Consider the following 23,114-nt stretch of genomic DNA (forward strand, 5'->3'; position numbering starts at 1 on the left):
CAGGGGCAGCACGCGCCGCCCCTGCCCCGCCAAATCATTCGACCGACAGCGCCATGTCCAGCAGCTCCTGACCGCCTTCGACATTATCTGCGAAGTTCTTGTAGGAGGTCTGCATCGCAATCTCGCGCCAGGCGTCGAAATCCTCTTGCGTCATGGTGGCAATCTCCACGCCCGCATCGCGGAAGGTCTGGACCGAATCCGCGTCTTCCTTCTTGGCCTCTTCCAGATAGAACGCCTCGGCCTTGGCCGCGCCATCGCGCAGCGCCTGCTGCTGCTCGGGCGTCAGGCTTTCGAATTTGGATTTGTTCATCAGCAGGGGCTGGTACATGAACCAAAGCGCGATGTCACCGGCGGGGTATAGCAGGAAACCTGCTCGTAAATGCGGTAGCTTACGAAGGACGATGACGATGTGTTCGCAGCATTCAGAACGCCTGTCTGCATCGCGTTATAGATATCCGCACTGGACATCGACGCGATGGAGGCGCCGGCGCCTGCCAGCATCTGCTCGAACGCCTTGCCCGCCGCGCGGGTTTGCAAGCCTTCGACGTCGGCCGGTTTGGTGATGCACTTGTCCTTGCCCGCGAACCCGCCGGCCAGATAGCCGTGGACCAGCACCATCACGTCATCCTCGGCCATCTTGGCCTCGATCGCCTCCATGAATTCGCTGTCGTTCAGGCGCGCGGCGTGATCGTGGTTCTTCACCAGACCGGGCATCAGCGTCAGGTTGAAGGCCGGCTGCTGGCCGCCCGCGTAGGACAGCGGAAACACCGTCATGTCCAGTTGGCCCCGGCTGAGCGGCTTGTACTGCTCGCGCGGTTTGAACAGGGATTTGGAGCCGAAGATCTTGATCTCCAGATCCACGTCAGCGGCGGCGACTTCGTCCGCGACGATCTGGGCCACCTTGTGGCGCACATCATTGTTCGACCACTGGTGCGACAGGCGCAGCTCGGTCGCGGACGCCGCAGCACCCATTGCGATCAGCGCAGACGCGGCCACAGCCGCCTTCAGCATGGATTTCATGTCATATCCTCCCACGGATGTTTTTCAGGTCCGGTTGTCCCGGAGCGTGGCGTGCAGCGTGGCGCGGGGGCATTTCCGAGTCAATAACTTTGTATACAAAAAAATGATCTTTGCATGCGCAATCCAGCCGCGTATATCTCGACCATGGAAAAACGCCGCGCCGATGTCATTGCCGACGGGATAGAAGAGCTGATCTTTGACGGCACTTTTGCCGACGGCGACAGGCTGGACGAACATGCGCTGGCGGGCCGGTTCGGCGTCTCGCGTACCCCCATCCGCGAGGCGCTGCAAAAGCTGGCGCTGTCCGGGCTGGTGACGCAGATCCCCAATCGCGGCGTGTTTGTCCATCAGCCCGGCCCCGTCGAGCTGATGGAGATGTTCGAGGTCATGGCCGAGCTGGAGGCCGCCGCCGGGCGGCTTGCCGCGCTGCGCATCTCGGACGCGGCGCTGGACGATCTGCGCGCGGCGAATATCGCCTGCATGGCCGCTGTCACGGCGCAGGATGCCGGCGTCTATTACCTTGAAAACGAACGCTTTCATCAGATCATCTATGCGCAATCGGGCAACAGTTTCCTGCTGGCCGAGGCGCTGCGCCTGCACCGCCGCCTGCGCCCGTTCCGCCGCCAGCAGCTGCGCCTGCGCGGCCGATTGGCGCAATCCATGGCCGAGCATGAGGGCATCGTTGCGGCACTGGAACGCGGCGATGCGCCCGGCGCGGCGGACCTGCTGCGCGCCCATGTCGCCGTGCAGGGCGAGAAATTCCACCACCTGATGTCCAGCCTGCGGCCCGCCGCCGAGTGATGCAGGGCCTCGACACGCTCCGCGCGCGCGGTCTAGAACAGTGCCAAAGGAGCCATTGCCATGACCTCGATCCTGATCCTGAACGGTCCGAACCTGAACCTGCTCGGCACCCGCCAGCCCGAGGTGTACGGGCGCACCACCCTGGCCGATGTCGAGGCGCTGTGCCGCGCCCATGGCGACACGCGCGGCGCCAAAGTGGCATTCATGCAAAGCAACAGCGAGGGCGCGCTGATCGACGCGATTCACGCGGCCAAGGGCGTGCATGACGGCATCATCCTGAACGCCGGCGCCTATACGCACACATCCATCGCGCTGATGGATGCGATTTCATCGGTAGAATTGCCGGTGATCGAGCTGCACCTGTCCAACGTCCACGCCCGCGAGGATTTCCGCCATGTCAGCTACATCGCGCGCGTCGCGCTGGGAGTGATCTGCGGCTTCGGCGCGGCGGGCTATCCGCTGGCGATGGACGCGCTGATGGGGCATCTGGCGGCAGGGTCTTGACGGCACAGACTGCGCGCCCACTATCCGCGCGTTAAGTCTGACTTACGGATTGGCGGTAAGCCCTATTTCTCTTTCGGTTTAAGAAGTGGGCACGCATTTACCAATGCTCTGGCGTCGAAATCTATCGGTCTGTCATCATATGAGAAAACTTCATCAAGGTTTTCGACCGTCAGATCAATCTCGCGCAAATCTATTGCGGTTGAGTGCCGCACCTTGTCCACCGACAAAAAGTAGTCGTAAAACTTGAACTCTCCCCCCTTTGGACTGTCTGAATACAACCAAGAATTTGGAATGCCATAAGCATCAGCGATAACCAGACCGTGGAGCGAGGATGTAATGATCCGCTTGCAACTCAGGATATCGGTAAGAACGCCCTCGACATCGGATGTGCCCAAGTCAATCAGCTTGACCCCGTCAGCAACGGATTGGGACAGCCATTTTCTGTCAGACCACCGTAAAACAAGCCCAATCTCGTATTTTTTCTCTAATTCGGGCCGAAAGAAAAATGGCGTCAGAAGCGCCGGATCTCCATAAATTCGAGGACAGCGCGCGCCGCGATCCAAAATGCGCGCTCTGGTCAGCGGTCCGCGAACTGCGCGGTATTCGGCCTTTTTATTGATATGACGCGGGGGTTCAGGTCCAAAAGATCCTGTTCCCCAGACAATCGACTTATCGCGGACCAAGCTTATGATCGACCCGATCGCGATATAGGACGCTCTTTCGCCGGTATTCTGGAACGTGTCCAGCCCCGTAATTTTACGCAGGAGCCAAGGGGACAAATCATCCCCGAAATTTGCAGTTCTGGGCCAATGGATCAGTGGAATCTTGCCATTTTCAAGAAGGAGCGTTTCGGTATCCACCTCATAATCGGAAAACGGATTTTCATTTCCGGTAATGGGGTGAGCCGCATCTTTCTCTGTTGTGCTCATCATGACTTTCCTATCGCAAACCATCAGTCCGATGACAAAAAAGGCGGACCCTACGGCCCGCCCTTGCTATTTCGACGCCTGAGGCAAATTAACCCTTGGCGGTCTTGGCGACCTCGGCGGCGAAATCTTCCTTGATCACTTCGATGCCTTCGCCAACTTCAAGGCGCACGAAACCGGTAATCTCGGCGCCCGCTTCCTTGGCGGCGGCCTCGACCGTCTGGTCCGGGTTCATCACGAATGCCTGACCCATCAGGGTGGATTCGGCCATGAATTTCTTCATGCGGCCCTCGATCATCTTCTCGATGACCTGCTCGGGCTTGCCGCTTTCGCGGGCGATATCCATCTGGATCTGCTTTTCTTTTTCGACGATTGCGCTGTCCAGCTCGGCCTCGTTCAGGGCGGCGGGGTTTGTGGCGGCGATGTGCATGGCAACCTGGCGGCCAAACGCCTCATCACCGTTCAGCGCGACCAGCACGCCGATTTTGCCCATGCCGTCGGCGGCGGCGTTGTGGACGTAGGACACAACCGTATCGCCCGAAACCGACGCCATGCGGCGCAGGCCCATGTTTTCGCCAACAGTGGCGATCTTGGCGGTTATGGTCTCTTCGACCGTCTTGCCGCCCATGTCTGCCGATTTCAGCGCGTCAACGTCATCCGCCTTGATCGCGACATCCGCGATCGCAGCAACCATCGCCTGAAATTCAGCGTTCTTGCCAACGAAATCGGTTTCCGAGTTGATTTCCACGGCAACGCCGCGGCCACCCTCGACCTTGACGGCCACAAGGCCCTCGGCGGCGGTGCGGCCGGATTTCTTGGCGGCTTTGGCCAGACCTTTGGTGCGCAGCCAGTCGCTGGCCGCTTCCATGTCGCCATCCGTTTCGGTCAACGCCTTTTTCGCGTCCATCATGCCTGCGCCTGTCGTGTCGCGCAGTTCCTTAACCATTGCAGCTGTGATCGCCATTTGGCTCTCCTAATATTACGTGTGGCCCGGCGGTCAGTGCCGCCGGGCGTATGCCTGATGCGATCCGGGGATCAGCTGTTCTGACCGGCCTTCGCGGCCATGTCCGAGATCTCTTCGCTCGACTTGATGTCCAGCGGCGCATCTTTGGTGGCCTTGTCATCATGCACGGCTTCGTGGCTGATGTTGTCGGTTTCAACGCCGGTCGATTCGGGCAGTGCTTCCTCGACGGGGGCTTCTTCCATGGCGCCGATGTCGATACCTGCCGCGCCCATCTGGGCCGTCATGCCGTCCAGCGCCGCACGGCTGACCAGATCGCAATAGAGCAGGATCGCGCGCGCCGCGTCGTCGTTGCCGGGGATGATGTAGTCGATCCCGTCAGGCGAGCAGTTGGTGTCAACCACGGCGACAACCGGGATGCCCAGCTTGTTTGCCTCGGCGATGGCCAGCTGCTCTTTCTTGACGTCGATGACGAACAGCAGGTCGGGAATGCCGCCCATTTCGCGGATACCGCCCAAGGACGCCTGAAGCTTGCCCTGGTCACGTTCCATGCCCAGACGCTCTTTCTTGGTCAGGCCTTCGGCACCGGATTCCAGCGCCTCGTCGATCTCTTTCAGGCGGTGAATGGATTTCGACACGGTCTGCCAGTTGGTCAGCGTGCCGCCCAACCAGCGGTGGTTCATGTAATACTGCGCGCATTTCTCGGCGGCTTCAGCAATCGGCGCTGCGGCCTGACGCTTGGTGCCGACGAACAGAACGCGGCCGTTCTTGGCCACTGTCTCGCGCACGACGTTCAGCGCGGCGTCCAGCATGGGAACGGTCTGCGTCAGGTCCATGATGTGGATGCCGTTGCGCGCGCCGTAGATATATTCGCCCATGCGGGGATTCCAGCGCTGCGTCTGGTGGCCGAAGTGAACGCCAGCTTCCAGCAACTGACGCAGATTGAACTCGGGAAGAGCCATGTCGTATTCCTTTTCCGGTTTTCGCCTCGGCACGGGGTGAGAGGGGTTGCCTCAACCGGTGGACTGCCGGGGGATGTCTGTCCCGGCCAGCCCGCCCATGCCTGCGGATTTCTAGTGCTTCGCGCTATAGACTGCGCAGCGGGCGCGCGCAAGGGGGGCTTGTGCACCGCCCCGCCTGCCCCCACCATCGCCAAAACTGGCAGGAGCGCGGCGCATGGTACATCTGATCTGGTCCCCCGAGGCGGCAGCGGCAAGGGCCGCAGGCGCGCCGCTGGTCGCGCTGGAAAGCACGATCATAACCCACGGGATGCCCTACCCCGATAACCTGACGACCGCCCGCGCGGCAGAGGACGAAGTCCGCGCCGCCGGCGCCACCCCCGCCACCATCGCCGTGCTGGACGGAGAATTGCATGTCGGGCTGGAGGCCGCGCAGCTGGACCGGCTGGCGCGGCTGCCCGGCCCCATGAAGCTCAGCCGCGCGGATCTGGCTGTGGCGCTGGCCACCGGCGCCAGTGGCGGCACCACCGTTGCGGCCACCATGATCGCGGCGGCGCTGGCCGGGATCGACGTCTTTGCCACGGGCGGCATCGGCGGCGTGCATCTGGGCGCCGCGCACAGCTGGGATGTGTCTGCCGACCTGCACGAGCTGGCGCAAACCCGCGTTACCGTGGTCTGCGCCGGGCCCAAGGCCATCCTCGATCTGCCCAAAACGCTGGAAGTGCTGGAAACTCTGGGCGTGCCGGTCATCGCCTACGGGCAGGATGCGCTGCCGGCGTTCTGGGCGCCCGCATCGCCCTTCGCCGCGCCGCTGCGCATGGACGGGGCCGGAATGATCGCTGCCGCCCACAGGGCGCGCGCGGATCTGGGCCTGCCCGGCGGGCAATTGATCTGCAACCCGGTTCCCGCGCGCGACGGTATCGCATATACCAAGCTCGCCGCCCTGATCGGCACTGCGGCAGATGACGCGGCAAAGGCCGGGATCGCAGCCAAGGACGTCACCCCCTATCTGCTGAGCCACCTTAATACGGCCACCGCCGGGCGCACGCTGGCCGCAAATACCGCACTAATCCGCAACAACGCGCGGCTGGCCGCCGCTATCGCCTGTGCGCTCTGAGCCTCGCCGCACTACAAGGCCCAAAGACAGGCGCCGCGCCCAATTCACGCCCCATTGCCGCGCACCCGGTTTGCCCCTAAACATTGCCGCAGCATGATCCGGGGCCAATCGCAGACATGAGCACACTTTTCGACGATGAAAACACGCCGCCGCAGCGCGTCAGCCTGTTCGGTCGCTTGCGCGCCCGCTTCCTGACCGGGCTTGTGGTGATCCTGCCGGTCGCCCTGACCATCTGGCTGATCTGGACGATGATCGGCTGGGTCGACGGGTTCGTGCTGCCGCTGATCCCCTATGACCTGACGCCGGCAAATTATATCGGCATCAACCTGCGCGGCGTCGGCGTCGTCGTGTTCCTGATCTTTACCATCCTGGTCGGTTCGGTTGCCAAGGGTCTGATTGGCCGCACGCTGATCCGCTTTGGCGAAAACCTGGTCAATCGGATGCCGGTCGTCCGCTCGATCTATTCTGGCGTCAAGCAGATTGCCGAGACCATCTTTGCCCAGACCGAACGCAGCTTCGAGACGGCCTGCCTGGTCCAGTACCCGCGCAAGGGGATCTGGGCGATCGGCTTCATCTCGACCATGGCCAAGGGCGAGATTGCCGGAAAATCTGAAACCGGCGGCGCGCTTGTCAGTGTGTTCCTGCCGACCACGCCGAACCCCACATCGGGATTCCTGCTGTTCCTGCCCAAGGAAGACGTGATCGAACTGGACATGACGGTCGAGGACGCGGCCAAGCTGGTGATCTCGGCCGGCCTTGTCTACCCCAGCCGCGTCGCGCCCGAGGATCTGCCGACCAAGCCCGCCAGTTAAACCGGCAGTCTCAGTTGAACATTTCGGTCAGGTCGGTGCTGCTGCGCACGCCCAGATCGTCCCAATGGGCCTCCAGAAACTTGTCCGCCGCAACGCGCCCGGCCTCTTTCAACTGGTTCAGCAAAAACGGATTCGGCAGCATCTTGGTCGCAACCGACAGCTCGGACATCAGCTTGTCATCGGCGATCATGTGAACATGCAATCGCTTCATCGCGCCCTCCGGCACGGTGCCGTTATCCAACAGCCGCTGCACAAAATTGATCGCCCGCATCTCGCGCAGCAGCGACGAGTTGAAGCTGATCTCGTTCACCCGGTTGCTGATTTCCTGCGCCGAGCGCGGCAGATCAGGCCGCTCAAGCGGGTTGATGTTGACGATGACAATATCATCCGGCAGGTCCCTCTCGAACAGCGGAAACAGCGCCGGGTTGCCGGTATAGCCGCCATCCCAATACGCCTCTCCATCAATCTCGATCGCCTGAAACAGCGTCGGCAGGCAGGCCGAAGCCAGCAGCGGATCGGCCGCAATCTCGTCGCCCTGAAAAATGCGGATCTTGCCCGTGCGCACGTTTGTTGCCCCGACAAACAGGCGCGGTGCATCCTCGGCGCACACCTTGTCATAGGCAAACCGTTCCACCACCCGGCGCAGCGGGTTGGAATAAAACGGCCCGTAATCGTAGGGCGACACCGTATCGGAAATGGGCAGCGGCATGGCGTATTCCATCGCGGCACTGATCGCCCCCGGAATGGACGCAGCCATCCAGGCCGGCATGCGCAGATCATGCACCGCCCCCATCTGCGCCCAAAGCCAGTTCAGGTTTTCACGCGCACCCTCGCGCCCGCCCGCCACATGCCCCGCCTTCAGCGCGGCACCGTTCAGCGCGCCTGCGGATGTGCCGGAAATCGCCGACACCTCCAGCCTGTCCTCATCCAGCAGCCGGTCCAGAACGCCCCACGTAAAGGCGCCATGCGCGCCGCCGCCCTGTAACGCCAGATTGATCCGTTTGATGCTCATCACCGCCTCCCGAATTTTTTCTCCAATGGCTTTTCTTGGTCCAAATACCCAAATTCCGACCGTTCAGCTGGCGCGCTTTCAGACGTGGCGCACCGTACCATCCATGTTGCATTGCAGCATATATTGCTGCATGTGCAAAAGTCACGCAGCCATCCCTTCGCAGCCCCTGCCTTGCCACACACCACACGGCCAAAAAAAAACGCCAGCGCGAAGCTGGCGTTAAGTTATTGAGGCAGGTTTCATACAGGCAAGAAACCTATCGAGCAGTGACTCCTTTATAAGCAATCTTGCGCCGCCATCCAAGCTAAAAGTTTGAAAACGCGTGAATCCCTCTTTACCCTCGCGTTCAATGAAACAACGCCCATCAGGAATTGTCCCCATGACACGATCAGTCAGTTTCCACCGCCATGGGCGACTATCCGCCGCATTAACCTTTGTTTTGCTTGGTCTGGGCGCGATAAACCCTGCCGCCGCGCAGCCGGTGCATGGCATCGCGATGTATGGCGACCCGGCCTTGCCGCCTGATTTTACCGCGCTGCCCTATGCCAACCCGAACGCGCCCCAAGGGGGCAGCGTCACCTCCGGCAATGTCGGCGGCTATGATTCGCTCAACCCTTTCGCGCCCAAGGGCACCCCGCCATGGCAGCTGCGCCACCTCGCCTACGAATCGCTTTTAGGCCGCTCCTGGGACGAGCCGTTCACGCTTTACGGTCTTTTGGCCGAATCGCTTGAGACGGACGACGCCCGCACCTGGGTCGAATTCACCCTGAACCCCAAGGCCGCGTTTTCCGACGGCAGCCCGGTCACGCCCCAAGATGTGATCTGGTCGTTCGAGACGCTGGGCACGCGCGGCCACCTGCGCTACCGCGATTTCTGGACGCGCGTTGCCACGATCGAACAGACCGGCCCCGGCAAGGTCCGGCTGGACTTCAAGACCGAGGATGGCCCGCCCGACCGCGATCTGGTGCTGCTGGCCGGCCTGCGCCCGATCCTGAAAAAATCCCAATGGGACGATCTGGTGTTCGAGGATGGCGCGATCGAGGATATCCCCATCGGCACCGCGCCTTATGTCGTTGCCGACTACCAGCTGGATCGCCGCGTGACCCTGCGCCGCAACCCCGATTACTGGGGGCGCGATCTGCCCTTTCGGCGCGGCACGAACAACTTCGATGAGATCCGCATTGATTTCTATGGCGATGACGCCGTGATGAAAGAGGCGTTCAAGGCGGGCGAGATCAGCTATATCCGCGAATTCAACGCCGAACGCTGGGAGGAGCTGGCCACCCTGCCTGCCGTCCAGCGCGGCGATATCCTGCGCAGCGAAATCCCCAATGGCCAGCCTTCCGGCATCTCGGGCTTCGTGATGAACACGCGCAACCCGCCGCTGGACGACTGGCGCGTGCGCGAGGCACTGATTGCCGCGTTCAACTTTGAATATATCAACGATACCCTGACCGGCGGGCGCCAGCCGCGCATCACCTCTTATTACTCCAATTCCGAACTGGGCCTGATCCCCGGCCCCGCCTCCGCGGCCGAGCGCGCCTTGCTGGCGCCCTTTGCCGATGATCTTCTGCCCGGCACGCTTGAGGGCTACACCCTGCCCGCCAGCGACGGATCGAAACGCAACCGCGCCAATATCCGCGCTGCCGCCGATCTGCTGGCCGATGCCGACTGGACCGTGCAGAACGGCGTGCTGAAGAACGCGGACGGCCAGCCGCTGGTGCTGACCGTGCTGCTGCAACAGGACGCTCTGGTACAGCAGGCCACCGCGATGATGGATATCTACGCCCGCGCGCTGGAACGGTTGGGCATCACGCTGACCGTGCAAAGCGTGGACAAGGCGCAATATAACATGCGCGAGGCAAACTACGATTTCGACCTCACCTATATGCGTCGCTCGCTGTCGCTGTCGCCGGGAAACGAGCAATATTTCTACTGGGGCGCCAAGGGCTCCGATCAGCCCGGCAGCCGCAATCTGATGGGCATGAACAGCCCCGCCGCCGAGGCGATGATAAATGCCATGCTGGCCGCCGAAACGCATGACGATTTCGTCACCGCCGTGCGCGCGCTGGACCGCGTCCTGATTGCCGGTCGCTACGTCATTCCCATCCACCAATACGCGGTGGGCCGCATCGCCCATGACGCGCGCCTGTCCTTCCCGGCAGATACCCTGCCGCTTTATGGCGATGGCATAGGCTTTCTGCCCGAAGTCTGGTGGATGGACAAATCGGCCCCTTCGGAGTGATATGACAATGACAGATAAAGGCAGGACGATCCGATGAAAAAGCTGATCCTTCTGGCGGCGCTGGCCGCACTGGCAGGCTGCGCCACGGTGGAGGGCGCAGGCCGCGACATATCGGGCGCCGCACGCGGCGTTCAAAGCTGGTTCTGACGCGCGCGCCGCTTGCAATGCCCCGGGCGCGCGCCTACCAACAGGGCCAACGCCCCGAACCCGAAAGGCCGCGCCATGGTCAAGCTCGACATTATTTCCGACCCGATTTGCCCTTGGTGCTATATCGGCAAGACGCAGCTGGATGCGGCGCTGGACCAGCGGCCCGATCACCCCTTTGTCATTGAATGGCACCCGTTTCAGCTGAACCCCGACATGCCGCGCGAGGGTATGGATGCACGTGCCTATTACGAGGCCCGCTTCGGCAGCAAGGAGGCGACAATCGCCGCGTTCAAGCCGGTGATCGAAAAGGCCGCTCTGATCGGTCTCAGCATTGACTACGATGCGATGACGCGCATCCCCAACACGCTGGACGCGCACCGCCTGATCCACTGGGCGGGCATCGAGGGCAAACAGGACGCCGCCGCGATGGCGCTGTTCTCCGCCTATTTCGCCGAAGGCCGCGACATCGGCGCGTCCGAGGTGCTGGCCGATATCGCCGACAGTCTGGGCATGGACGCCGCCGTCATAACCAAGCTGCTGGCGTCGGATGCCGATACCGATGACATCCGCACGCGTGATGCGCAGTTCCGCGAAATGGGCGTCTCATCCGTGCCGACCTTCATCGTCGCCGCGCAGCACGCCGTTCCCGGCGCGCAGGACACCGCCCTGTGGCTGCGCGTGATGGACGAGATCATCGAAAAACAAGCCGACTGAATTCCAGTATACCTTTGCATGCAGGCGCCTTCCCTTCCTTTGGATCCTGCGCTAAAAGGCTCGCAACCCGTCCCTGACAAACGAAAGGCGCCCCATGTCCAAGATCAAGGTAGAAAACCCCATCGTCGAGCTTGACGGCGATGAGATGACCCGCATCATCTGGGATTTCATCAAGAAAAAGCTGATCCTGCCCTATCTCGACGTCGATCTGAAATATTACGATCTGGGCATCATGTCCCGCGATGAGACGGACGACCAGATTACGATCGATGCCGCCCACGCGATCCAGAAATACGGCGTCGGCGTCAAATGCGCGACCATCACCCCCGATGAGGGCCGGGTCGAGGAATTCGGCCTGAAGAAAATGTGGCGCAGCCCGAACGGCACCATCCGCAACATCCTCGGCGGCGTTGTCTTCCGCGAGCCGATCATCTGCAAGAACGTGCCGCGCCTTGTTCCCGGCTGGACCCAGCCCATCGTGATCGGCCGCCACGCCTACGGTGACCAGTACCGCGCAACGGACATGAAATTCCCCGGTCCCGGCACCCTGTCGATGAAATTCGTTGGCGACGACGGCACGGTGATGGAAGAGGAAGTGTTCAAGGCCCCGTCTTCGGGCGTCTATATGGGCATGTACAACCTCGATGACAGCATCCGCGATTTCGCCCGCGCATCCTTCAACTATGGCCTGAAACGCAACTACCCGGTGTATCTGTCAACCAAGAACACCATCCTGAAAAATTACGACGGTCAGTTCATGATCATCTTTCAGGAAATCTTTGACGCCGAATTCAAGGACAAGTTCGACGCCGCCGGCATCACCTACGAGCATCGCCTGATCGACGACATGGTCGCCTCGGCGATGAAATGGTCGGGCGGCTATGTCTGGGCCTGCAAGAACTACGACGGCGACGTGCAGTCAGATACCGTCGCGCAGGGCTTCGGCTCGCTTGGCCTGATGACGTCTCAGCTGATGACGCCCGATGGCCAGATCGTCGAGGCCGAGGCCGCGCACGGCACCGTCACCCGCCACTACCGCCAGCACCAGAAGGGCGAGGAGACGTCGACAAACTCCATCGCCTCCATCTTTGCCTGGACCGGCGGGCTGAAGCATCGCGGCAAGCTGGACAGCAATGACGCGCTGACGAACTTCGCCGAGACACTGGAAAAGGTGGTCGTCGATACGGTCGAGTCCGGCCACATGACCAAGGATCTGGCCCTGCTGGTCGGCCCCGATCAAAAATGGCTCACCACCATGGGCTTCCTCGAAAAGGTGGATGAAAACCTGAACAAGGCGCTGAACGGCTGAATCTGGCGCAATCTCCATCCGCATAGACGCTACTGCAATGGCCGGCCCTCAACGGGACCGGCCATTGTCATTGCCGCGACTGCGAAATTCACGGGCGCACCCGTGCCGTCAACTCCAATCGTCTGCAACCAGATCATCGCGATCAACGCCAAGCGCGGCCAGCTCCGATTGTACCGCACTCATCATTGGCGGCGGCCCGCAAAGGTAGCACAGGCTGCCAGGCTCCACGAACTGGCGCAGATAATCGCGGTCCAGCCTGCGCTTGGGAACGGTCTTGCCTTCGCCCTTGGTCACCACATAGGCAACGGTCAGGCCCGGCATCGCCGATAATTCATCGCGCCGGATGATATCCGCCTCCGTCTTGTTCGAGAAAACCAAAGTCGATCCACTCAGATCGCCATGATCCTTCAACCGCTTGTGAAGCAGCGCCAGTATCGGTGTAATCCCCGCACCGCCCGCGATGAAAACGCCCGGCCCACGGTCGCGCATATCGCCGAACGGCCCTTCGATCGTGACCCCGTCGCCCGCCTGCATCCTGGCGATCTGCTCGGTCACGCCATCGTGGCTGGGATAGCTTTTGATGATGAACTCCAGCGATGCCGCGTCCGGCAAGCTGATGGGCGTGAAGGGCCTCCCCTCATCGCGCCAGCCATCTTTTTGCAACTTCATCTCAATCGCCTGACCGGGCTCAAAAGTGAACCCTTCGGGGCGGTCAAATGTCAGATGATGGGTGTCATGCGTCACGGGTTCGATACTGCGCAGCGTCAAGTTCTGAGCCATAGGTAAATCTCCTTTGGCCCTCAACGCGGCGCGCCGGCCCTGCGTTCCCGCAAACCGGCAGTGGTTTTTTCTTGGTGAAAATACCCAAAATCCGACACCGCCCTCGGGCGTTGCCGGTTCAGATCACAGGTTATCGGCCTGCGGCATGCCCAGCACATGAAATCCGCCATCGACGCGGATGATCTCGCCCGTTGTGCAGGCGCCCGCGTCCGAGGCCAGATACACCGCCGTGCCGCCCACCGCCTCCAGCGTGGCATTGGCGCGCAGGGGCGCGTTCATATCGGTGTGCTTATAGGTGCGCCGCGCGCCGCCGATGGCCGCGCCGGCCAGTGTTTTCATCGGGCCGGGGGATATCGCGTTGACGCGGATGCCGTCTGGCCCCAAGTCGTTGGCCAGATAGCGCGTCGCGCTCTCCAGTGCGGCCTTGGCAACACCCATGACGTTGTAGCTGGGCACCACGCGGTTGCTGCCCTGATAGGTCAGGGTCAACAGGGTGCCGCCATTCTCCTGCATCATCGGATGCGCGCGGCGCGCCACGTCGATGAAGCTGTAGCAGGAGATATCCAGCGAATGTTTGAAATTGGCGCGGCTGGTGTTCAAAAACCGGCCCGTCAGCTCGGACTTGTCCGAAAAAGCAATCGCATGCACCACGAAATCAATCGTCGGCCAGCGGTCCGCCAGCGCGGCGAACCCGGCATCGAGCGAGGCATCATCGGTCACATCGACGTCGACCATGAAATCGGACCCGACCGACGCCGCCAGCGGCTCCAGCCGCTTGCCGAATGCGTCGCCCTGATAGCTAAACGCCAGTTCGGCGCCGGCGGTATGCATCGCCTTGGCAATGCCCCACGCGATCGAGCGGTCGTTGGCCACGCCCATGATCAAGCCGCGCTTGCCCTGCATGGGCAGCGGTGCGGTCGGCAGGTCTGGTATCTGTGTCATGCGGGCCTATCCGTGAAATTTGCTGAGCAGCATGGAGCCGTTGGTGCCGCCAAAGCCGAAAGAGTTGGTCATCACCGTGTCCAGCCCGGCATTGTCGACGCGGCTGGTCGCCACCTCGGCCGCGTCCAGCGCGGGGTCGAGGTTTTCGACGTTGATTGACGGGATGATGAAATCGTCCTGCAAGGCCAGCAGGCAATAGATCGCCTCCTGCGCCCCCGTTGCGCCCTGGCTGTGGCCCGTCATCGACTTGGTCGAGCTGATCGGCGGGGTGGACCCCTGGCCAAAGACGCGGCGCACCGCCTCGACCTCGCCCACGTCGCCCACGGGTGTCGACGTGCCATGCGCGTTGATATAGCTGACGCGGCGATCCTCGCCCAATGTACGCAGCGCGCCGCGCATCGCCCGCTCGCCGCCCTCGCCCGATGGCGCCACCATGTCGGCCCCGTCGGATGTGGCGGCAAAACCGGTGACTTCGGCATAGATCTTGGCGCCGCGCGCCTGCGCATGCTCCAGCGCCTCCAGCACCAGAATCGCACCGCCGGCGGAGATGACAAACCCATCACGGCCTGCGTCAAACGCACGGCTCGCCTTTTCGGGCGTGTCGTTATATTTCGACGACATCGCGCCCATCGCATCGAACAGGCAGGACAGCGTCCAATCCAGTTCTTCGCCGCCGCCGCCGAACATGATGTCCTGCTGCCCCAGCGCGATCTGTTGCGCCGCCATGCCGATGCAATGCAGCGAGGTCGAGCAGGCCGAGGTGATCGAGAAGTTCATGCCCTTGATCTGGTAGGCCGTCGCCAGATTGGCGCTGACGGTCGAGGACATGCATTTTGGCACCGCAAACGGCCCGATCCGCTTGGTCGCGCCGGTTTTCAGGACGGTCTGATGCGCACTGAACAGCGCGCTGGTCGATGGCCCGCCAGACCCGGCGATCAGCCCGGTCATGGGGTTGATCACGTCCGATGTCTCCAGCCCCGCATCGGCAATGGCCTGACCCATGGCGATATGCGCATAGGCCGCACCCGGCCCCATGAAGCGCAACGTGCGCTTGTCCACATGATCGGCCAGATCAAGGTCAATCGCGCCGGCGACGCGGCTGCGAAATCCATGCTCGGCCATTTCCTCGCTTGCGGTGATGCCGGACGTGCCGGCCTTCAGCGATGCCAGAACCTCATCGGCACTGTTGCCGATGGACGAGACGATTCCCAAGCCTGTTACGACCACGCGGCGCATGGCGTTCTCCCTTTTGTCCTGATACCGGCGCTCAGCTTTCGCTGAGCGCGACCTTCATGTCCTTGACGAGATAGATGACCTCGCCGTCCGCCTCGACCCGGCCATCGGCGACGCCCATGGTCAGGCGGCGCGTCTGCACGGCCTTTGTGAAATCAACGTGATATGTCAGCATTTTGCGATCCGGGCGCACCATGCCCGTCAGCTTGACCTCGCCCACACCCAGCGCATAACCGCGCCCCTGCCAGCCGCGCCAGCCAAGGTTGAAGCCGGTCAGTTGCCACAGACCGTCCAGACCCAGGCAGCCGGGCATGATCGGATTGCCCGGAAAATGGCAGTCAAAGAACCACAGGTCGGGCGTGATATCGAATTCGGCGGTGATATGCCCCTTGCCATGCGCGCCGCCATCGGCGGACACATCGGTGATCCGGTCCATCATCAACATGGGCGGTTCGGGCAGCTGGGCGTTGCCGGGGCCGAACAGCTCGCCTCGGGCGCATTTCAGCAGGTCTTCTTTTCCGAAATGCGTCGGGTAATCTGCCATTCGGGCGGTCCTTTCGGCGTTGGATCTGGTCATTGTCGGTAATCGCGCCATATCCTCTAACACCCCGGCCCGCGCCCATGCAAGCCTGCGAGGGCAGCGCCATGCGCCCAAGTTGGGAAATCTATTTGAAATTCCCAGGCAGCACACTCTATATTGGGGGCAAGTTAACAGGATCCATCCCACCATGACATGCACAGCAACACCAGAAGCAACGCAGCGCGGGTCGCAATGGCTGACCAGCGCCGGGGTACGTCCCACCCGTCAGCGCGTGGCCTTGGCCGCCATGCTGATCGGTGACGGACAGCACCGGCACGTCACTGCCGAAAGCCTTTTTGCAGATGTTCAACGCTGCGGCGAGCAGGTCTCGCTTGCCACCGTCTACAACACGCTGCGCGCCTTTTGCGAGGCGGGCCTGATGCAGGAGGTGCTGGTCGACGGCATGAAATCCTATTTCGACACCAATGCCCACGACCATCCGCATTTCTTCTGGGAAGACGAAAACCGCCTGTCGGACGCCCCCGCCGATGAGCTGAAGATCACCAGCCTGCCCACGGCACCCGATGGCGCAGAAATTGCATCGGTCGATGTGGTCATCCGCTTGCGCCGGAAATCCTCCTGATGCGCGCGGCATGGTACAGCCGGTTCGGCGCGCCCGCCGATGTGATCGAACTGGGCGAAATTGACGCGCCGGCCCCCGGCCCCGGCGATGTCCGGGTCAAGCTGGCATATTCCGGCGTAAACCCCTCTGACGCCAAGGCCCGCGCAGGCACCCGTCCGGGCGTGACCAAGCCCCCGTTTGACCGTGTAATCCCCCATTCCGACGGTGCGGGTGTCATTGATGCGGTTGGCGATGGCGTGGATGCGGCCCGCATGGGGCAGGCCGTATGGATTTATAACGGCCAGTGGCAGCGCGCCTTTGGCACCGCCGCCGAATATATCTGCCTGCCCGCTGCGCAGGCGGTTCCGCTACCGGGCGGCGTTGACCCGCAAGTTGGCGCCGTGCTGGGCATTCCCGGCCTGACCGCCGCGCATACGGTTCTGGGTGGCGGCGACATTGCTGGCCAGACCATCCTGATCAGTGGCGGCGCGGGTGCGGTGGGCCATAACGCGGTGCAACTGGCCAAATGGGGCGGCGCCCGCGTTATTGCCACATGCAGCGCCGGCAGCATGGACAGGGTGCGCGCCGCAGGGGCCGACATCGTGCTGGATTACACCGATCCCGACCTTGCCGCGCAAATCATGGACGCCACTGGCGGCGCCGGTGTCGCGCGCGCGGTCGAGGTGGAATTCGGCGTAAACGCCGCCCTTCTGGCGGAGGTCATGGCGCCAAACGGCACGATCGCCGCCTATGGCTCGGGCAAGGATATGACGCCCGCCCTGCCCTTTGGTCCGCTGCTGTTCAAGGCGATCAAAATCGACATCACGCTGATCTATATCCTGCCAGAGGCCGAGCGTGCCTGTGCCATCACCCACCTGCACGACGCCCTTGCAGCAAAGGCGCTGACCCCCGCGATAGATCAGGTTTTTGACCTGGCCGATTGCGCCAAGGCGCACGATGCCGTGATGACGCCGGGCCGCGCCGGTGCTGTTTTGCTGCGGATCTAAGTAAATCTGATTGCGACTAGAAGGAACGCAGGTTCCAGAGGTCGGCAATGCCACCACATCCTGTTTAATTGTGGCGCCTCACAAAAAAAAATGGCTCCGGAGCAATCCGGAGCCATTTTCGTTTCAACTCTCAGGTCGATCAGGCAATCGCGACCAGTTCGATATCGAACTTCAGGTCCTTGCCCGCCAGCGCGTGGTTGGCGTCCAGCGTGACATGCTCATCCGTGACTTCCAGAACGGTCACCGGCAGAACCTGGCCGTTTTCTGTCTGAACCTGCAACTGCGTGCCGGGATCCAGCGGAATGTCTGCGGGAATACCTTCGCGCGGCACTTGCTGGCGCGCGTTGGGATCGACCTGGCCATAAGCCTGATCGGCGGGCACCTCGACGACCTTCTTGTCGCCAACGGTCATGCCCGGAATGGCCGTATCAAGGCCCGGAATGATCTGGCCCGAGCCGACCTCGAAAGACAGCGGATCGCGGCCATCGCTGCTGTCAAAGACGGTGCCGTCGGTCAGCGTGCCGGTATAATGAATGTGAACGGTATCGCCCGCTTTTACTTCGGTCATGGAAAGACTCCAGTTCTGGTGTGTTTGGGGGGTGAATGAATGGCAAGGCCGCGGCGCGCGCGGGTGCTTGTGCGAATTGGCAAAGTACTTAGCAACGCTACTGTGTGATTGCAAAGGGGTGCGCAAGGATTTCCCCGTAACGCCTTGATATAGTGATATTATTTAATGCAGCCAAGCTACCAATCCGGCCCGCATCTGGTAAATCATGCCGCATCCGGGATGCATAGAAGGGCCATTTACGGTCTTTCGTGCAAATTATATCCGTGACAATCTGTCATTCACCCTGAACGGAGCGCGCAATGAAAAATCACACCAGCATCGCATTTGATCCGCGGCAATCCCTGTCAGGATTGCGCTGATGGCGCGCTTTACCACTGCGGACGGGCTGTCGCTGCATTACGCCGATACCGCCGAGCATGAGGGCGGCGACGGCCCTGCCATTCTCTGCCTTGCCGGGCTGACGCGCAATTCGAGTGATTTTCGCTTTGTCCTGCCGTTTCTGGCGGGCTACCGCGTGATCCGGATGGATTATCGCGGGCGCGGCCGATCAGACTATGCCGCCGATCCGGCCAGCTATTCCATCCCGCAAGAGGCGCAGGACGCGCTGGCGCTGCTGGATCATCTGGGGATCGCCAGCGCCACCATCCTTGGCACCTCGCGTGGCGGGCTGATCGCGATGTATCTGGCCGCGACCGCGCCGGACCGTCTGAAGGGCGCGATCCTGAACGATATCGGCCCCGAGCTGGCCGAGGGCGGGCTGGACCGGATCAAGCAATATGTCGGCCGGCGCCCCGGCTATGACAGCTATGATGCCGCTGCCGGTGGGCTGGCCGCCGCGAACGAGGCGCAATTTCCCGGCGTCCCCCTGCCCCGTTGGCGGATGCATGCGGAAAACATCTGGGCCGAGCAGCCGGATGGCCCGCTGGCGCTGCGCTATGATGTGCGGCTGGTCGATGCTCTCAAGGATCTGACCGCCGCCCCCGCGCCCGATGTCTGGCCGGTCTTTGATGCGCTTGCGGCGCTGCCCCTGACCGTGCTGCGCGGCGGCAATTCCGATCTGCTCAGCCCGGACACATTCGAGCGGATGAAAACCCGCGCACCCGGCATGCGTGCCGTCACGGTGCCGGATCGCGGCCATGTGCCATTCCTTGACGAAGCCGAGGCGCTGGAGGGGATTCTGGCCCATCTGAAAGATCACGCATGAGCAATATCGACATGATCCGCGCCGCCGCCGCGCGGCTGGACGGATACGCGCGGCGCACGCCGCTCTTGTCCTCGCCTTTACTGGACCGGATCGCCGGGCGGCGCGTCTGGGTGAAACCGGAATGCCTGCAACATACCGGCAGCTTCAAATATCGCGGTGGATATGCCGCCGTTTCCGCGTTGGACGCGGCCACCCGCGCGCGCGGTGTGCTGGCGTATTCGTCCGGCAATCACGCGCAGGGCGTCGCGCTGGCCGCCGCGCAGCATGGCGTGCCAAGCGTCATCATCATGCCCGCCGACGCGCCCGCGATGAAGATCGCCAATACCCGCGCGCTTGGCGCCGAGGTGGTGCTGTATGACCGCGCCGGCGGACAGAGCCGCGAGGATCTGGGGAGCGCGCTGGAAAACGAACGGGGCCTGACGTTGATCCGCCCCTTTGACGAACCGCAGGTGATTGCCGGCCAAGGCACCACCGGCTTGGAAATTGCCGAGGATGCCGCCGCACTGGGCCTCGGCCGCGCCGATGTGCTGGTCTGCTGCGGCGGCGGCGGGCTGACCTCTGGCATTGCGCTGGCGCTTGAGGCGGACGGCCCCGGCCTGCGCGCCCGCCCTTGCGAGCCTGAGGGGTTTGACGACACCGCCCGGTCGCTGAGTGCCGGGGCCATCCGGCGCAACGCGCAAACCTCGGGCGGGCTGTGCGACGCGATCATCACGCCGCAGCCCGGCGACATCACCTTTCCCATCATGCAGCGCCTGTGCGGCCCCGGTCTGGTCGTCTCGGATAATGAAGCATTGCGCGCCATGGCGCTGGCATGGGGCCGGCTGAAGCTGGTTGCCGAACCCGGCGGCGCGGTCGCCCTGGCCGCCGCATTGTTCCGCGCGGACCAGATCGAAGGCGAGGATGTGATCGTCGTCATATCGGGCGGCAACGTGGATGCACAGATATTCCAGCGCGCGCTGACCCATCTCGGGGATCTGACCTGATGCGCAGCGATCCCCCCATCATGCGGCGCAGCGTCGCCCCAGTCCGGAGCCAGACCATGCGCCTTTCCACGCTCGACATCATCGTCACCGCGCCGCCCGCGCCCGGCTGGGGCGGGCGTTACTGGATACTGGTCAAGGTCACGACCGATACCGGCATCACCGGCTGGGGCGAGTGTTACGCCGCCAGCGTCGGCCCCGAAGCGATGCGCGCCGTGATCGACGACGTGTTCGAGCGCCACATGGCCGGCGAGAACCCCGAGAATATCGAGATGATGTTTCGCCGGGTCTATTCATCCGGCTTCACGCAGCGCCCCGATCTGACGGTCATCGGCGCCTTTTCCGGGCTGGAGATGGCCTGCTGGGACATCTTGGGCAAGGCGCGCGGGCGCCCGGTTCACGCGCTGCTGGGCGGGCGGATGAATGGCCGCATTCGCGCCTACAGCTACCTCTATCCGCTGCCGCACCATGACGAGGATGAATTCTGGTCCTCGCCCGACATGGCCGCAGAAAGCGCGGCCGAGCTGGTGGATGAGGGCTATACCGCCGTCAAGTTCGATCCGGCCGGCCCTTACACCCTGCGCGGCGGCCATATGCCGTCCCTGGCCGATATCGACCAGTCCGTTCAGGTCTGCGCCGCCGTGCGCGAGGCGGTCGGCACCCGCGCCGATCTGCTGTTCGGCACGCATGGGCAGTTTACCACGGCAGGCGCGATCCGGCTGGGCCGCGCCATCGCGCCCTACGATCCCCTATGGTTTGAGGAGCCGATCCCGCCCGACAACGTGGCCGCGATGGCGCAGGTGGCACGTGCCACCGGCCTGCCGATCGCCACCGGCGAGCGGCTGTGTACCAAGGCCGAATTTGCCCCCGTCCTGCGCGAGGGCGCGGCCAGCATCCTGCAACCGGCGCTGGGGCGCGCGGGCGGCATTTGGGAGTGCAAGAAAATCGCCGCGATGGCCGAGGTCTATAACGCGCAAATCGCGCCGCATCTTTATGCTGGACCCATCGAATGGGCGGCGAATGTGCAACTGGCCGCAAGTATCCCGAACCTGCTGATGGCAGAAACCATCGACACGGAATTCCACCGCGCGCTGATCCGCAATTCCATCCGCATCGAGAACGGCTATATCACCGTGCCGGACACGCCCGGACTGGGCATCGCGGTGGACGAGGATCTGGCCCGCGCGCATCCCTATCGCGGCGAATCCCTGCATCTGGAAATGACCGAGGAGCCATGCAATTACCACGGTCCCAACGCCTTTACCGGCGGCGCGCCGCGCGGTCAGGACTGAGGCGCGCGCGCCTCTCCCGGTACGGGAAAGATGATGTCATACAGCCAGTTATAGACGAACGCATAGACCAGGTAGAACAGCGCGAACGCGATATCCATCCAGAACGCTTGAATCAGCGTGATGCCCAGATACCATGCCAGAAACGGCATCAGGACCAGCAGCAGGCCAAACTCGAACAGGGCCGAGTGAAAAATGCGCAGGCCCAGCCCCTTGCGGGTATGGCCCACGCGGGCCTGCATCACCTTGTCAAATGCCAGGTTGAAAATGTAGGTCCACAATGTCGCCAGCGTGGCGCTGACCACGGCGACGATGCCCATATCGTGGATCGGCAGGCTGAACGCCCAGCCGCCCACAGGCACCACGATGGCCAGTCCCAGCCCCTCGAACATCAGGGCGTGGCGGATACGGTCGGCTGTGCTGCGCATGGCGCCTCTCCCTGCATTGTGCTGCCCCGCCATAGCGCCGCAGCCGAGGCGCCGCAACTTGTGGTCACCGCGCCGTGATCAGGGCAGAACGCTCAGCCACATCCAGACGGTGACAATCGACAGCGCCGTTCCGATCAGCACCGCCGAGGCCGCCACCCGCCGCGCCGCGCCATACATATTGGCAAAGATATAGGCATTGATCCCCGGTGCCATCGCCCCGGTGATGACCACACTGCGCAAGGACGCTGTCGGCAGGTCCAAGCCGCGCCCCAGACCCAGCGCAATCGCCGGATGCGCCAGCAGCGACACCGCGCAAACCGCCAGAATGATGCGCAAATCCCCCTCGGGCCGGTATTGCACCAGCACCCCGCCAAGCCCGAACAGCGCGGCAGGCAGCGCGGCCCGCGCGATCAGGTCCAGCCCGTGCTGAATCGACGATGGCACCACCAGCCCGGTCAGATTGACGGCAAAGCCCAGGGCGATCCCGATGATCAGCGCGTTCGAGAACATCGCGCGCAGCACCTTGCGCACCACCGCACCCGGTTTGGTGCCGCGCGCGCGGACGATCTCCATCGCGGTGATGCCGACGCCGTAGCAAAACGGCGAGTGTATGGCGATGATGGCAAAATTCGCCTCCAGCGCATCGGCGCCATAGGCCCGCTCGGTGATCGGCAGGCCCAGCAGCAGCGAATTGGAGAACAGGCAGCAAAACCCGATGACCACCGCATCGGGCCAGTCGCGGCCAAAGATGAACCGCGCGCCCACTGTTCCCAGCACGAAACCACCCAGCGCGCCGGTGTAGAAGCTGACCAAAAGCGGCGCGTTGAAATTCTGCCCCAGATCCAGCTGCGAGATGGCGGTGAACAGCAGGCAGGGAATGGCAAAGTTCTGGGCAAAGCGCATCAGCCCGTCGACGCCCGATTGCGCGAACCAGCCCAGCCATACCACCGCATACCCGGCCCCGATCACGACAAAAACCGGCAGGATGATGTCCAGAAACGCGGTCAATTCGGT

Annotated in this window: 24 protein-coding genes and 1 pseudogene; 13 read left to right on the plus strand and 12 right to left on the minus strand. The window is 62.7% G+C overall.

Annotated elements, in window-relative coordinates; genetic code table 11:
- Nucleotides 1-34: 34 nt before the first annotated feature.
- A pseudogene (gene dctP / locus DQ230_RS01835) lies at nt 35-1,020 on the minus strand (TRAP transporter substrate-binding protein DctP).
- Between the two features lie 144 nt (nt 1,021-1,164).
- On the opposite strand from dctP, the gene DQ230_RS01840 reads away from it, so the two are divergent.
- Together DQ230_RS01840 and aroQ are read left to right on the plus strand one after the other, a co-directional pair.
- Nucleotides 1,165-1,821: a GntR family transcriptional regulator gene (locus DQ230_RS01840; RefSeq protein ID WP_113910920.1), complete on the plus strand. Its 657-nt coding sequence runs from the start codon at nt 1,165-1,167 to the stop codon at nt 1,819-1,821.
- Nucleotides 1,822-1,881: 60 nt separating this feature from the next.
- Nucleotides 1,882-2,325, plus strand: a complete 444-nt coding sequence (aroQ, locus tag DQ230_RS01845) for a type II 3-dehydroquinate dehydratase (protein WP_113910800.1) — start codon at nt 1,882-1,884, stop codon at nt 2,323-2,325.
- Between the two features lie 62 nt (nt 2,326-2,387).
- Here the strand turns inward: aroQ and DQ230_RS01850 are convergent, their stop codons facing one another.
- From DQ230_RS01850 to rpsB, 3 genes are all read right to left on the minus strand, one after another.
- Nucleotides 2,388-3,254: a polysaccharide pyruvyl transferase family protein gene (locus DQ230_RS01850; RefSeq protein WP_162497339.1), complete on the minus strand. Its 867-nt coding sequence runs from the start codon at nt 3,252-3,254 to the stop codon at nt 2,388-2,390.
- A gap of 88 nt (nt 3,255-3,342) precedes the next feature.
- Nucleotides 3,343-4,215 (minus strand): translation elongation factor Ts, encoded by an 873-nt coding sequence (gene tsf, locus DQ230_RS01855; RefSeq protein ID WP_113910802.1) that lies wholly within the window; start codon nt 4,213-4,215, stop codon nt 3,343-3,345.
- Between the two features lie 71 nt (nt 4,216-4,286).
- Nucleotides 4,287-5,174, minus strand: a complete 888-nt coding sequence (gene rpsB / locus DQ230_RS01860; RefSeq protein WP_113910803.1) for a 30S ribosomal protein S2 — start codon at nt 5,172-5,174, stop codon at nt 4,287-4,289.
- A 214-nt stretch (nt 5,175-5,388) separates the two neighbouring features.
- Between rpsB and DQ230_RS01865 the strand changes: the two genes are divergently transcribed.
- Nucleotides 5,389-6,288 (plus strand): pseudouridine-5'-phosphate glycosidase, encoded by a 900-nt coding sequence (locus DQ230_RS01865; protein WP_113910804.1) that lies wholly within the window; start codon nt 5,389-5,391, stop codon nt 6,286-6,288.
- A 116-nt stretch (nt 6,289-6,404) separates the two neighbouring features.
- Complete coding sequence (locus DQ230_RS01870; protein ID WP_113910805.1) at nt 6,405-7,100, plus strand: DUF502 domain-containing protein; 696 nt, start codon at nt 6,405-6,407, stop codon at nt 7,098-7,100.
- A gap of 10 nt (nt 7,101-7,110) precedes the next feature.
- Here the strand turns inward: DQ230_RS01870 and DQ230_RS01875 are convergent, their stop codons facing one another.
- The gene (locus tag DQ230_RS01875) at nt 7,111-8,112 is read right to left on the minus strand and encodes a patatin-like phospholipase family protein (protein WP_113910806.1); all 1,002 of its coding nucleotides are present in this window, start codon (nt 8,110-8,112) and stop codon (nt 7,111-7,113) included.
- A 379-nt stretch (nt 8,113-8,491) separates the two neighbouring features.
- Here DQ230_RS01875 and DQ230_RS01880 point away from each other — a divergent pair, with 379 nt between their 5' ends.
- The 4 genes from DQ230_RS01880 to DQ230_RS01895 all read left to right on the plus strand — a co-directional run bounded on the left by DQ230_RS01880 (nt 8,492) and on the right by DQ230_RS01895 (nt 12,527).
- The gene (locus DQ230_RS01880; RefSeq protein ID WP_420820881.1) at nt 8,492-10,357 is read left to right on the plus strand and encodes an extracellular solute-binding protein; all 1,866 of its coding nucleotides are present in this window, start codon (nt 8,492-8,494) and stop codon (nt 10,355-10,357) included.
- Nucleotides 10,358-10,390: 33 nt separating this feature from the next.
- Nucleotides 10,391-10,504: an entericidin EcnA/B family protein gene (locus DQ230_RS01885; protein WP_113910807.1), complete on the plus strand. Its 114-nt coding sequence runs from the start codon at nt 10,391-10,393 to the stop codon at nt 10,502-10,504.
- A 75-nt stretch (nt 10,505-10,579) separates the two neighbouring features.
- A complete protein-coding gene (locus DQ230_RS01890; RefSeq protein ID WP_113910808.1) occupies nt 10,580-11,218 on the plus strand; it encodes a DsbA family oxidoreductase in 639 nt (212 codons plus the stop codon).
- A 94-nt stretch (nt 11,219-11,312) separates the two neighbouring features.
- Nucleotides 11,313-12,527 (plus strand): NADP-dependent isocitrate dehydrogenase, encoded by a 1,215-nt coding sequence (locus DQ230_RS01895; RefSeq protein WP_113910809.1) that lies wholly within the window; start codon nt 11,313-11,315, stop codon nt 12,525-12,527.
- A gap of 108 nt (nt 12,528-12,635) precedes the next feature.
- On the opposite strand, the gene DQ230_RS01900 is transcribed toward DQ230_RS01895, so the two are convergent.
- From DQ230_RS01900 to fabA, 4 genes are all read right to left on the minus strand, one after another.
- A complete protein-coding gene (locus DQ230_RS01900; protein WP_113910810.1) occupies nt 12,636-13,307 on the minus strand; it encodes an FAD-binding oxidoreductase in 672 nt (223 codons plus the stop codon).
- Nucleotides 13,308-13,430: 123 nt separating this feature from the next.
- Nucleotides 13,431-14,249 carry an enoyl-ACP reductase FabI gene (locus tag DQ230_RS01905; protein WP_238987390.1) on the minus strand — a complete coding sequence of 273 codons (819 nt, stop codon included), beginning with the start codon at nt 14,247-14,249 and terminating at the stop codon, nt 13,431-13,433.
- Nucleotides 14,250-14,255: 6 nt separating this feature from the next.
- Entirely contained in the window at nt 14,256-15,485 is a 1,230-nt protein-coding gene (locus tag DQ230_RS01910; RefSeq protein ID WP_113910811.1) for a beta-ketoacyl synthase N-terminal-like domain-containing protein, read from the minus strand.
- 31 nt (nt 15,486-15,516) lie between these two features.
- Nucleotides 15,517-16,026, minus strand: a complete 510-nt coding sequence (gene fabA, locus DQ230_RS01915; RefSeq protein ID WP_113910812.1) for a bifunctional 3-hydroxydecanoyl-ACP dehydratase/trans-2-decenoyl-ACP isomerase — start codon at nt 16,024-16,026, stop codon at nt 15,517-15,519.
- Between the two features lie 184 nt (nt 16,027-16,210).
- On the opposite strand from fabA, the gene irrA reads away from it, so the two are divergent.
- Both irrA and DQ230_RS01925 read left to right on the plus strand, forming a co-directional pair.
- On the plus strand, nt 16,211-16,645 hold the full coding sequence (irrA, locus tag DQ230_RS01920; protein ID WP_113910813.1) for an iron response transcriptional regulator IrrA: 435 nt from the start codon (nt 16,211-16,213) through the stop codon (nt 16,643-16,645).
- On the plus strand, nt 16,645-17,631 hold the full coding sequence (locus DQ230_RS01925; protein ID WP_113910814.1) for an NADPH:quinone reductase: 987 nt from the start codon (nt 16,645-16,647) through the stop codon (nt 17,629-17,631). The genes irrA and DQ230_RS01925 overlap by 1 nt, the downstream gene beginning before the upstream one ends.
- A gap of 139 nt (nt 17,632-17,770) precedes the next feature.
- Here the strand turns inward: DQ230_RS01925 and DQ230_RS01930 are convergent, their stop codons facing one another.
- Entirely contained in the window at nt 17,771-18,199 is a 429-nt protein-coding gene (locus DQ230_RS01930) for an FKBP-type peptidyl-prolyl cis-trans isomerase (protein ID WP_113910815.1), read from the minus strand.
- Nucleotides 18,200-18,557: 358 nt separating this feature from the next.
- Here DQ230_RS01930 and DQ230_RS01935 point away from each other — a divergent pair, with 358 nt between their 5' ends.
- From DQ230_RS01935 to DQ230_RS01945, 3 genes are read left to right on the plus strand one after another with little or no spacing between them, the layout of a single operon-like run.
- Nucleotides 18,558-19,403, plus strand: coding sequence for an alpha/beta fold hydrolase (locus DQ230_RS01935; RefSeq protein ID WP_113910816.1), 846 nt, complete (start codon nt 18,558-18,560; stop codon nt 19,401-19,403).
- Nucleotides 19,400-20,386: a threonine ammonia-lyase gene (locus DQ230_RS01940; protein WP_113910817.1), complete on the plus strand. Its 987-nt coding sequence runs from the start codon at nt 19,400-19,402 to the stop codon at nt 20,384-20,386. Before DQ230_RS01935 ends, DQ230_RS01940 begins: the two co-directional genes overlap by 4 nt.
- Before the next feature lie 56 nt (nt 20,387-20,442).
- Nucleotides 20,443-21,675: a mandelate racemase/muconate lactonizing enzyme family protein gene (locus DQ230_RS01945; RefSeq protein WP_113910818.1), complete on the plus strand. Its 1,233-nt coding sequence runs from the start codon at nt 20,443-20,445 to the stop codon at nt 21,673-21,675.
- Here DQ230_RS01945 and DQ230_RS01950 read toward each other — a convergent pair.
- The gene (locus DQ230_RS01950) at nt 21,666-22,100 is read right to left on the minus strand and encodes a PACE efflux transporter (protein WP_113910819.1); all 435 of its coding nucleotides are present in this window, start codon (nt 22,098-22,100) and stop codon (nt 21,666-21,668) included. The two genes, DQ230_RS01945 and DQ230_RS01950, sit on opposite strands and share 10 nt — an antisense overlap.
- A gap of 78 nt (nt 22,101-22,178) precedes the next feature.
- A complete protein-coding gene (locus DQ230_RS01955) occupies nt 22,179-23,108 on the minus strand; it encodes an AEC family transporter (RefSeq protein WP_113910820.1) in 930 nt (309 codons plus the stop codon).
- Nucleotides 23,109-23,114: the final 6 nt, after the last annotated feature.

It is taken from the genome of Roseovarius dicentrarchi (assembly GCF_003316635.1).
In the GTDB taxonomy this organism is placed as follows: Bacteria; Pseudomonadota; Alphaproteobacteria; order Rhodobacterales; family Rhodobacteraceae; genus Roseovarius; species Roseovarius dicentrarchi.

Excerpts from the sequence above, each read along its gene's own strand:
- tsf (WP_113910802.1), bottom strand. The coding sequence starts at position 4,215 with ATGGCGATCACAGCTGCAATGGTTAAGGAACTGCGCGACACGACAGGC.
- DQ230_RS01885 (WP_113910807.1), top strand. The coding sequence starts at position 10,391 with ATGAAAAAGCTGATCCTTCTGGCGGCGCTGGCCGCACTGGCAGGCTGC.
- DQ230_RS01895 (WP_113910809.1), top strand. The coding sequence starts at position 11,313 with ATGTCCAAGATCAAGGTAGAAAACCCCATCGTCGAGCTTGACGGCGAT.
- DQ230_RS01930 (WP_113910815.1), bottom strand. The coding sequence starts at position 18,199 with ATGACCGAAGTAAAAGCGGGCGATACCGTTCACATTCATTATACCGGC.
- DQ230_RS01945 (WP_113910818.1), top strand. The coding sequence starts at position 20,443 with ATGCGCCTTTCCACGCTCGACATCATCGTCACCGCGCCGCCCGCGCCC.
- rpsB (WP_113910803.1), bottom strand. The coding sequence starts at position 5,174 with ATGGCTCTTCCCGAGTTCAATCTGCGTCAGTTGCTGGAAGCTGGCGTT.
- DQ230_RS01900 (WP_113910810.1), bottom strand. The coding sequence starts at position 13,307 with ATGGCTCAGAACTTGACGCTGCGCAGTATCGAACCCGTGACGCATGAC.
- DQ230_RS01840 (WP_113910920.1), top strand. The coding sequence starts at position 1,165 with ATGGAAAAACGCCGCGCCGATGTCATTGCCGACGGGATAGAAGAGCTG.
- DQ230_RS01905 (WP_238987390.1), bottom strand. The coding sequence starts at position 14,249 with ATGACACAGATACCAGACCTGCCGACCGCACCGCTGCCCATGCAGGGC.
- DQ230_RS01950 (WP_113910819.1), bottom strand. The coding sequence starts at position 22,100 with ATGCGCAGCACAGCCGACCGTATCCGCCACGCCCTGATGTTCGAGGGG.
- aroQ (WP_113910800.1), top strand. The coding sequence starts at position 1,882 with ATGACCTCGATCCTGATCCTGAACGGTCCGAACCTGAACCTGCTCGGC.
- DQ230_RS01850 (WP_162497339.1), bottom strand. The coding sequence starts at position 3,254 with ATGAGCACAACAGAGAAAGATGCGGCTCACCCCATTACCGGAAATGAA.
- DQ230_RS01870 (WP_113910805.1), top strand. The coding sequence starts at position 6,405 with ATGAGCACACTTTTCGACGATGAAAACACGCCGCCGCAGCGCGTCAGC.
- DQ230_RS01935 (WP_113910816.1), top strand. The coding sequence starts at position 18,558 with ATGGCGCGCTTTACCACTGCGGACGGGCTGTCGCTGCATTACGCCGAT.
- DQ230_RS01890 (WP_113910808.1), top strand. The coding sequence starts at position 10,580 with ATGGTCAAGCTCGACATTATTTCCGACCCGATTTGCCCTTGGTGCTAT.
- DQ230_RS01865 (WP_113910804.1), top strand. The coding sequence starts at position 5,389 with ATGGTACATCTGATCTGGTCCCCCGAGGCGGCAGCGGCAAGGGCCGCA.
- DQ230_RS01940 (WP_113910817.1), top strand. The coding sequence starts at position 19,400 with ATGAGCAATATCGACATGATCCGCGCCGCCGCCGCGCGGCTGGACGGA.
- DQ230_RS01875 (WP_113910806.1), bottom strand. The coding sequence starts at position 8,112 with ATGAGCATCAAACGGATCAATCTGGCGTTACAGGGCGGCGGCGCGCAT.
- fabA (WP_113910812.1), bottom strand. The coding sequence starts at position 16,026 with ATGGCAGATTACCCGACGCATTTCGGAAAAGAAGACCTGCTGAAATGC.
- irrA (WP_113910813.1), top strand. The coding sequence starts at position 16,211 with ATGACATGCACAGCAACACCAGAAGCAACGCAGCGCGGGTCGCAATGG.
- DQ230_RS01910 (WP_113910811.1), bottom strand. The coding sequence starts at position 15,485 with ATGCGCCGCGTGGTCGTAACAGGCTTGGGAATCGTCTCGTCCATCGGC.
- DQ230_RS01880 (WP_420820881.1), top strand. The coding sequence starts at position 8,492 with ATGACACGATCAGTCAGTTTCCACCGCCATGGGCGACTATCCGCCGCA.
- DQ230_RS01925 (WP_113910814.1), top strand. The coding sequence starts at position 16,645 with ATGCGCGCGGCATGGTACAGCCGGTTCGGCGCGCCCGCCGATGTGATC.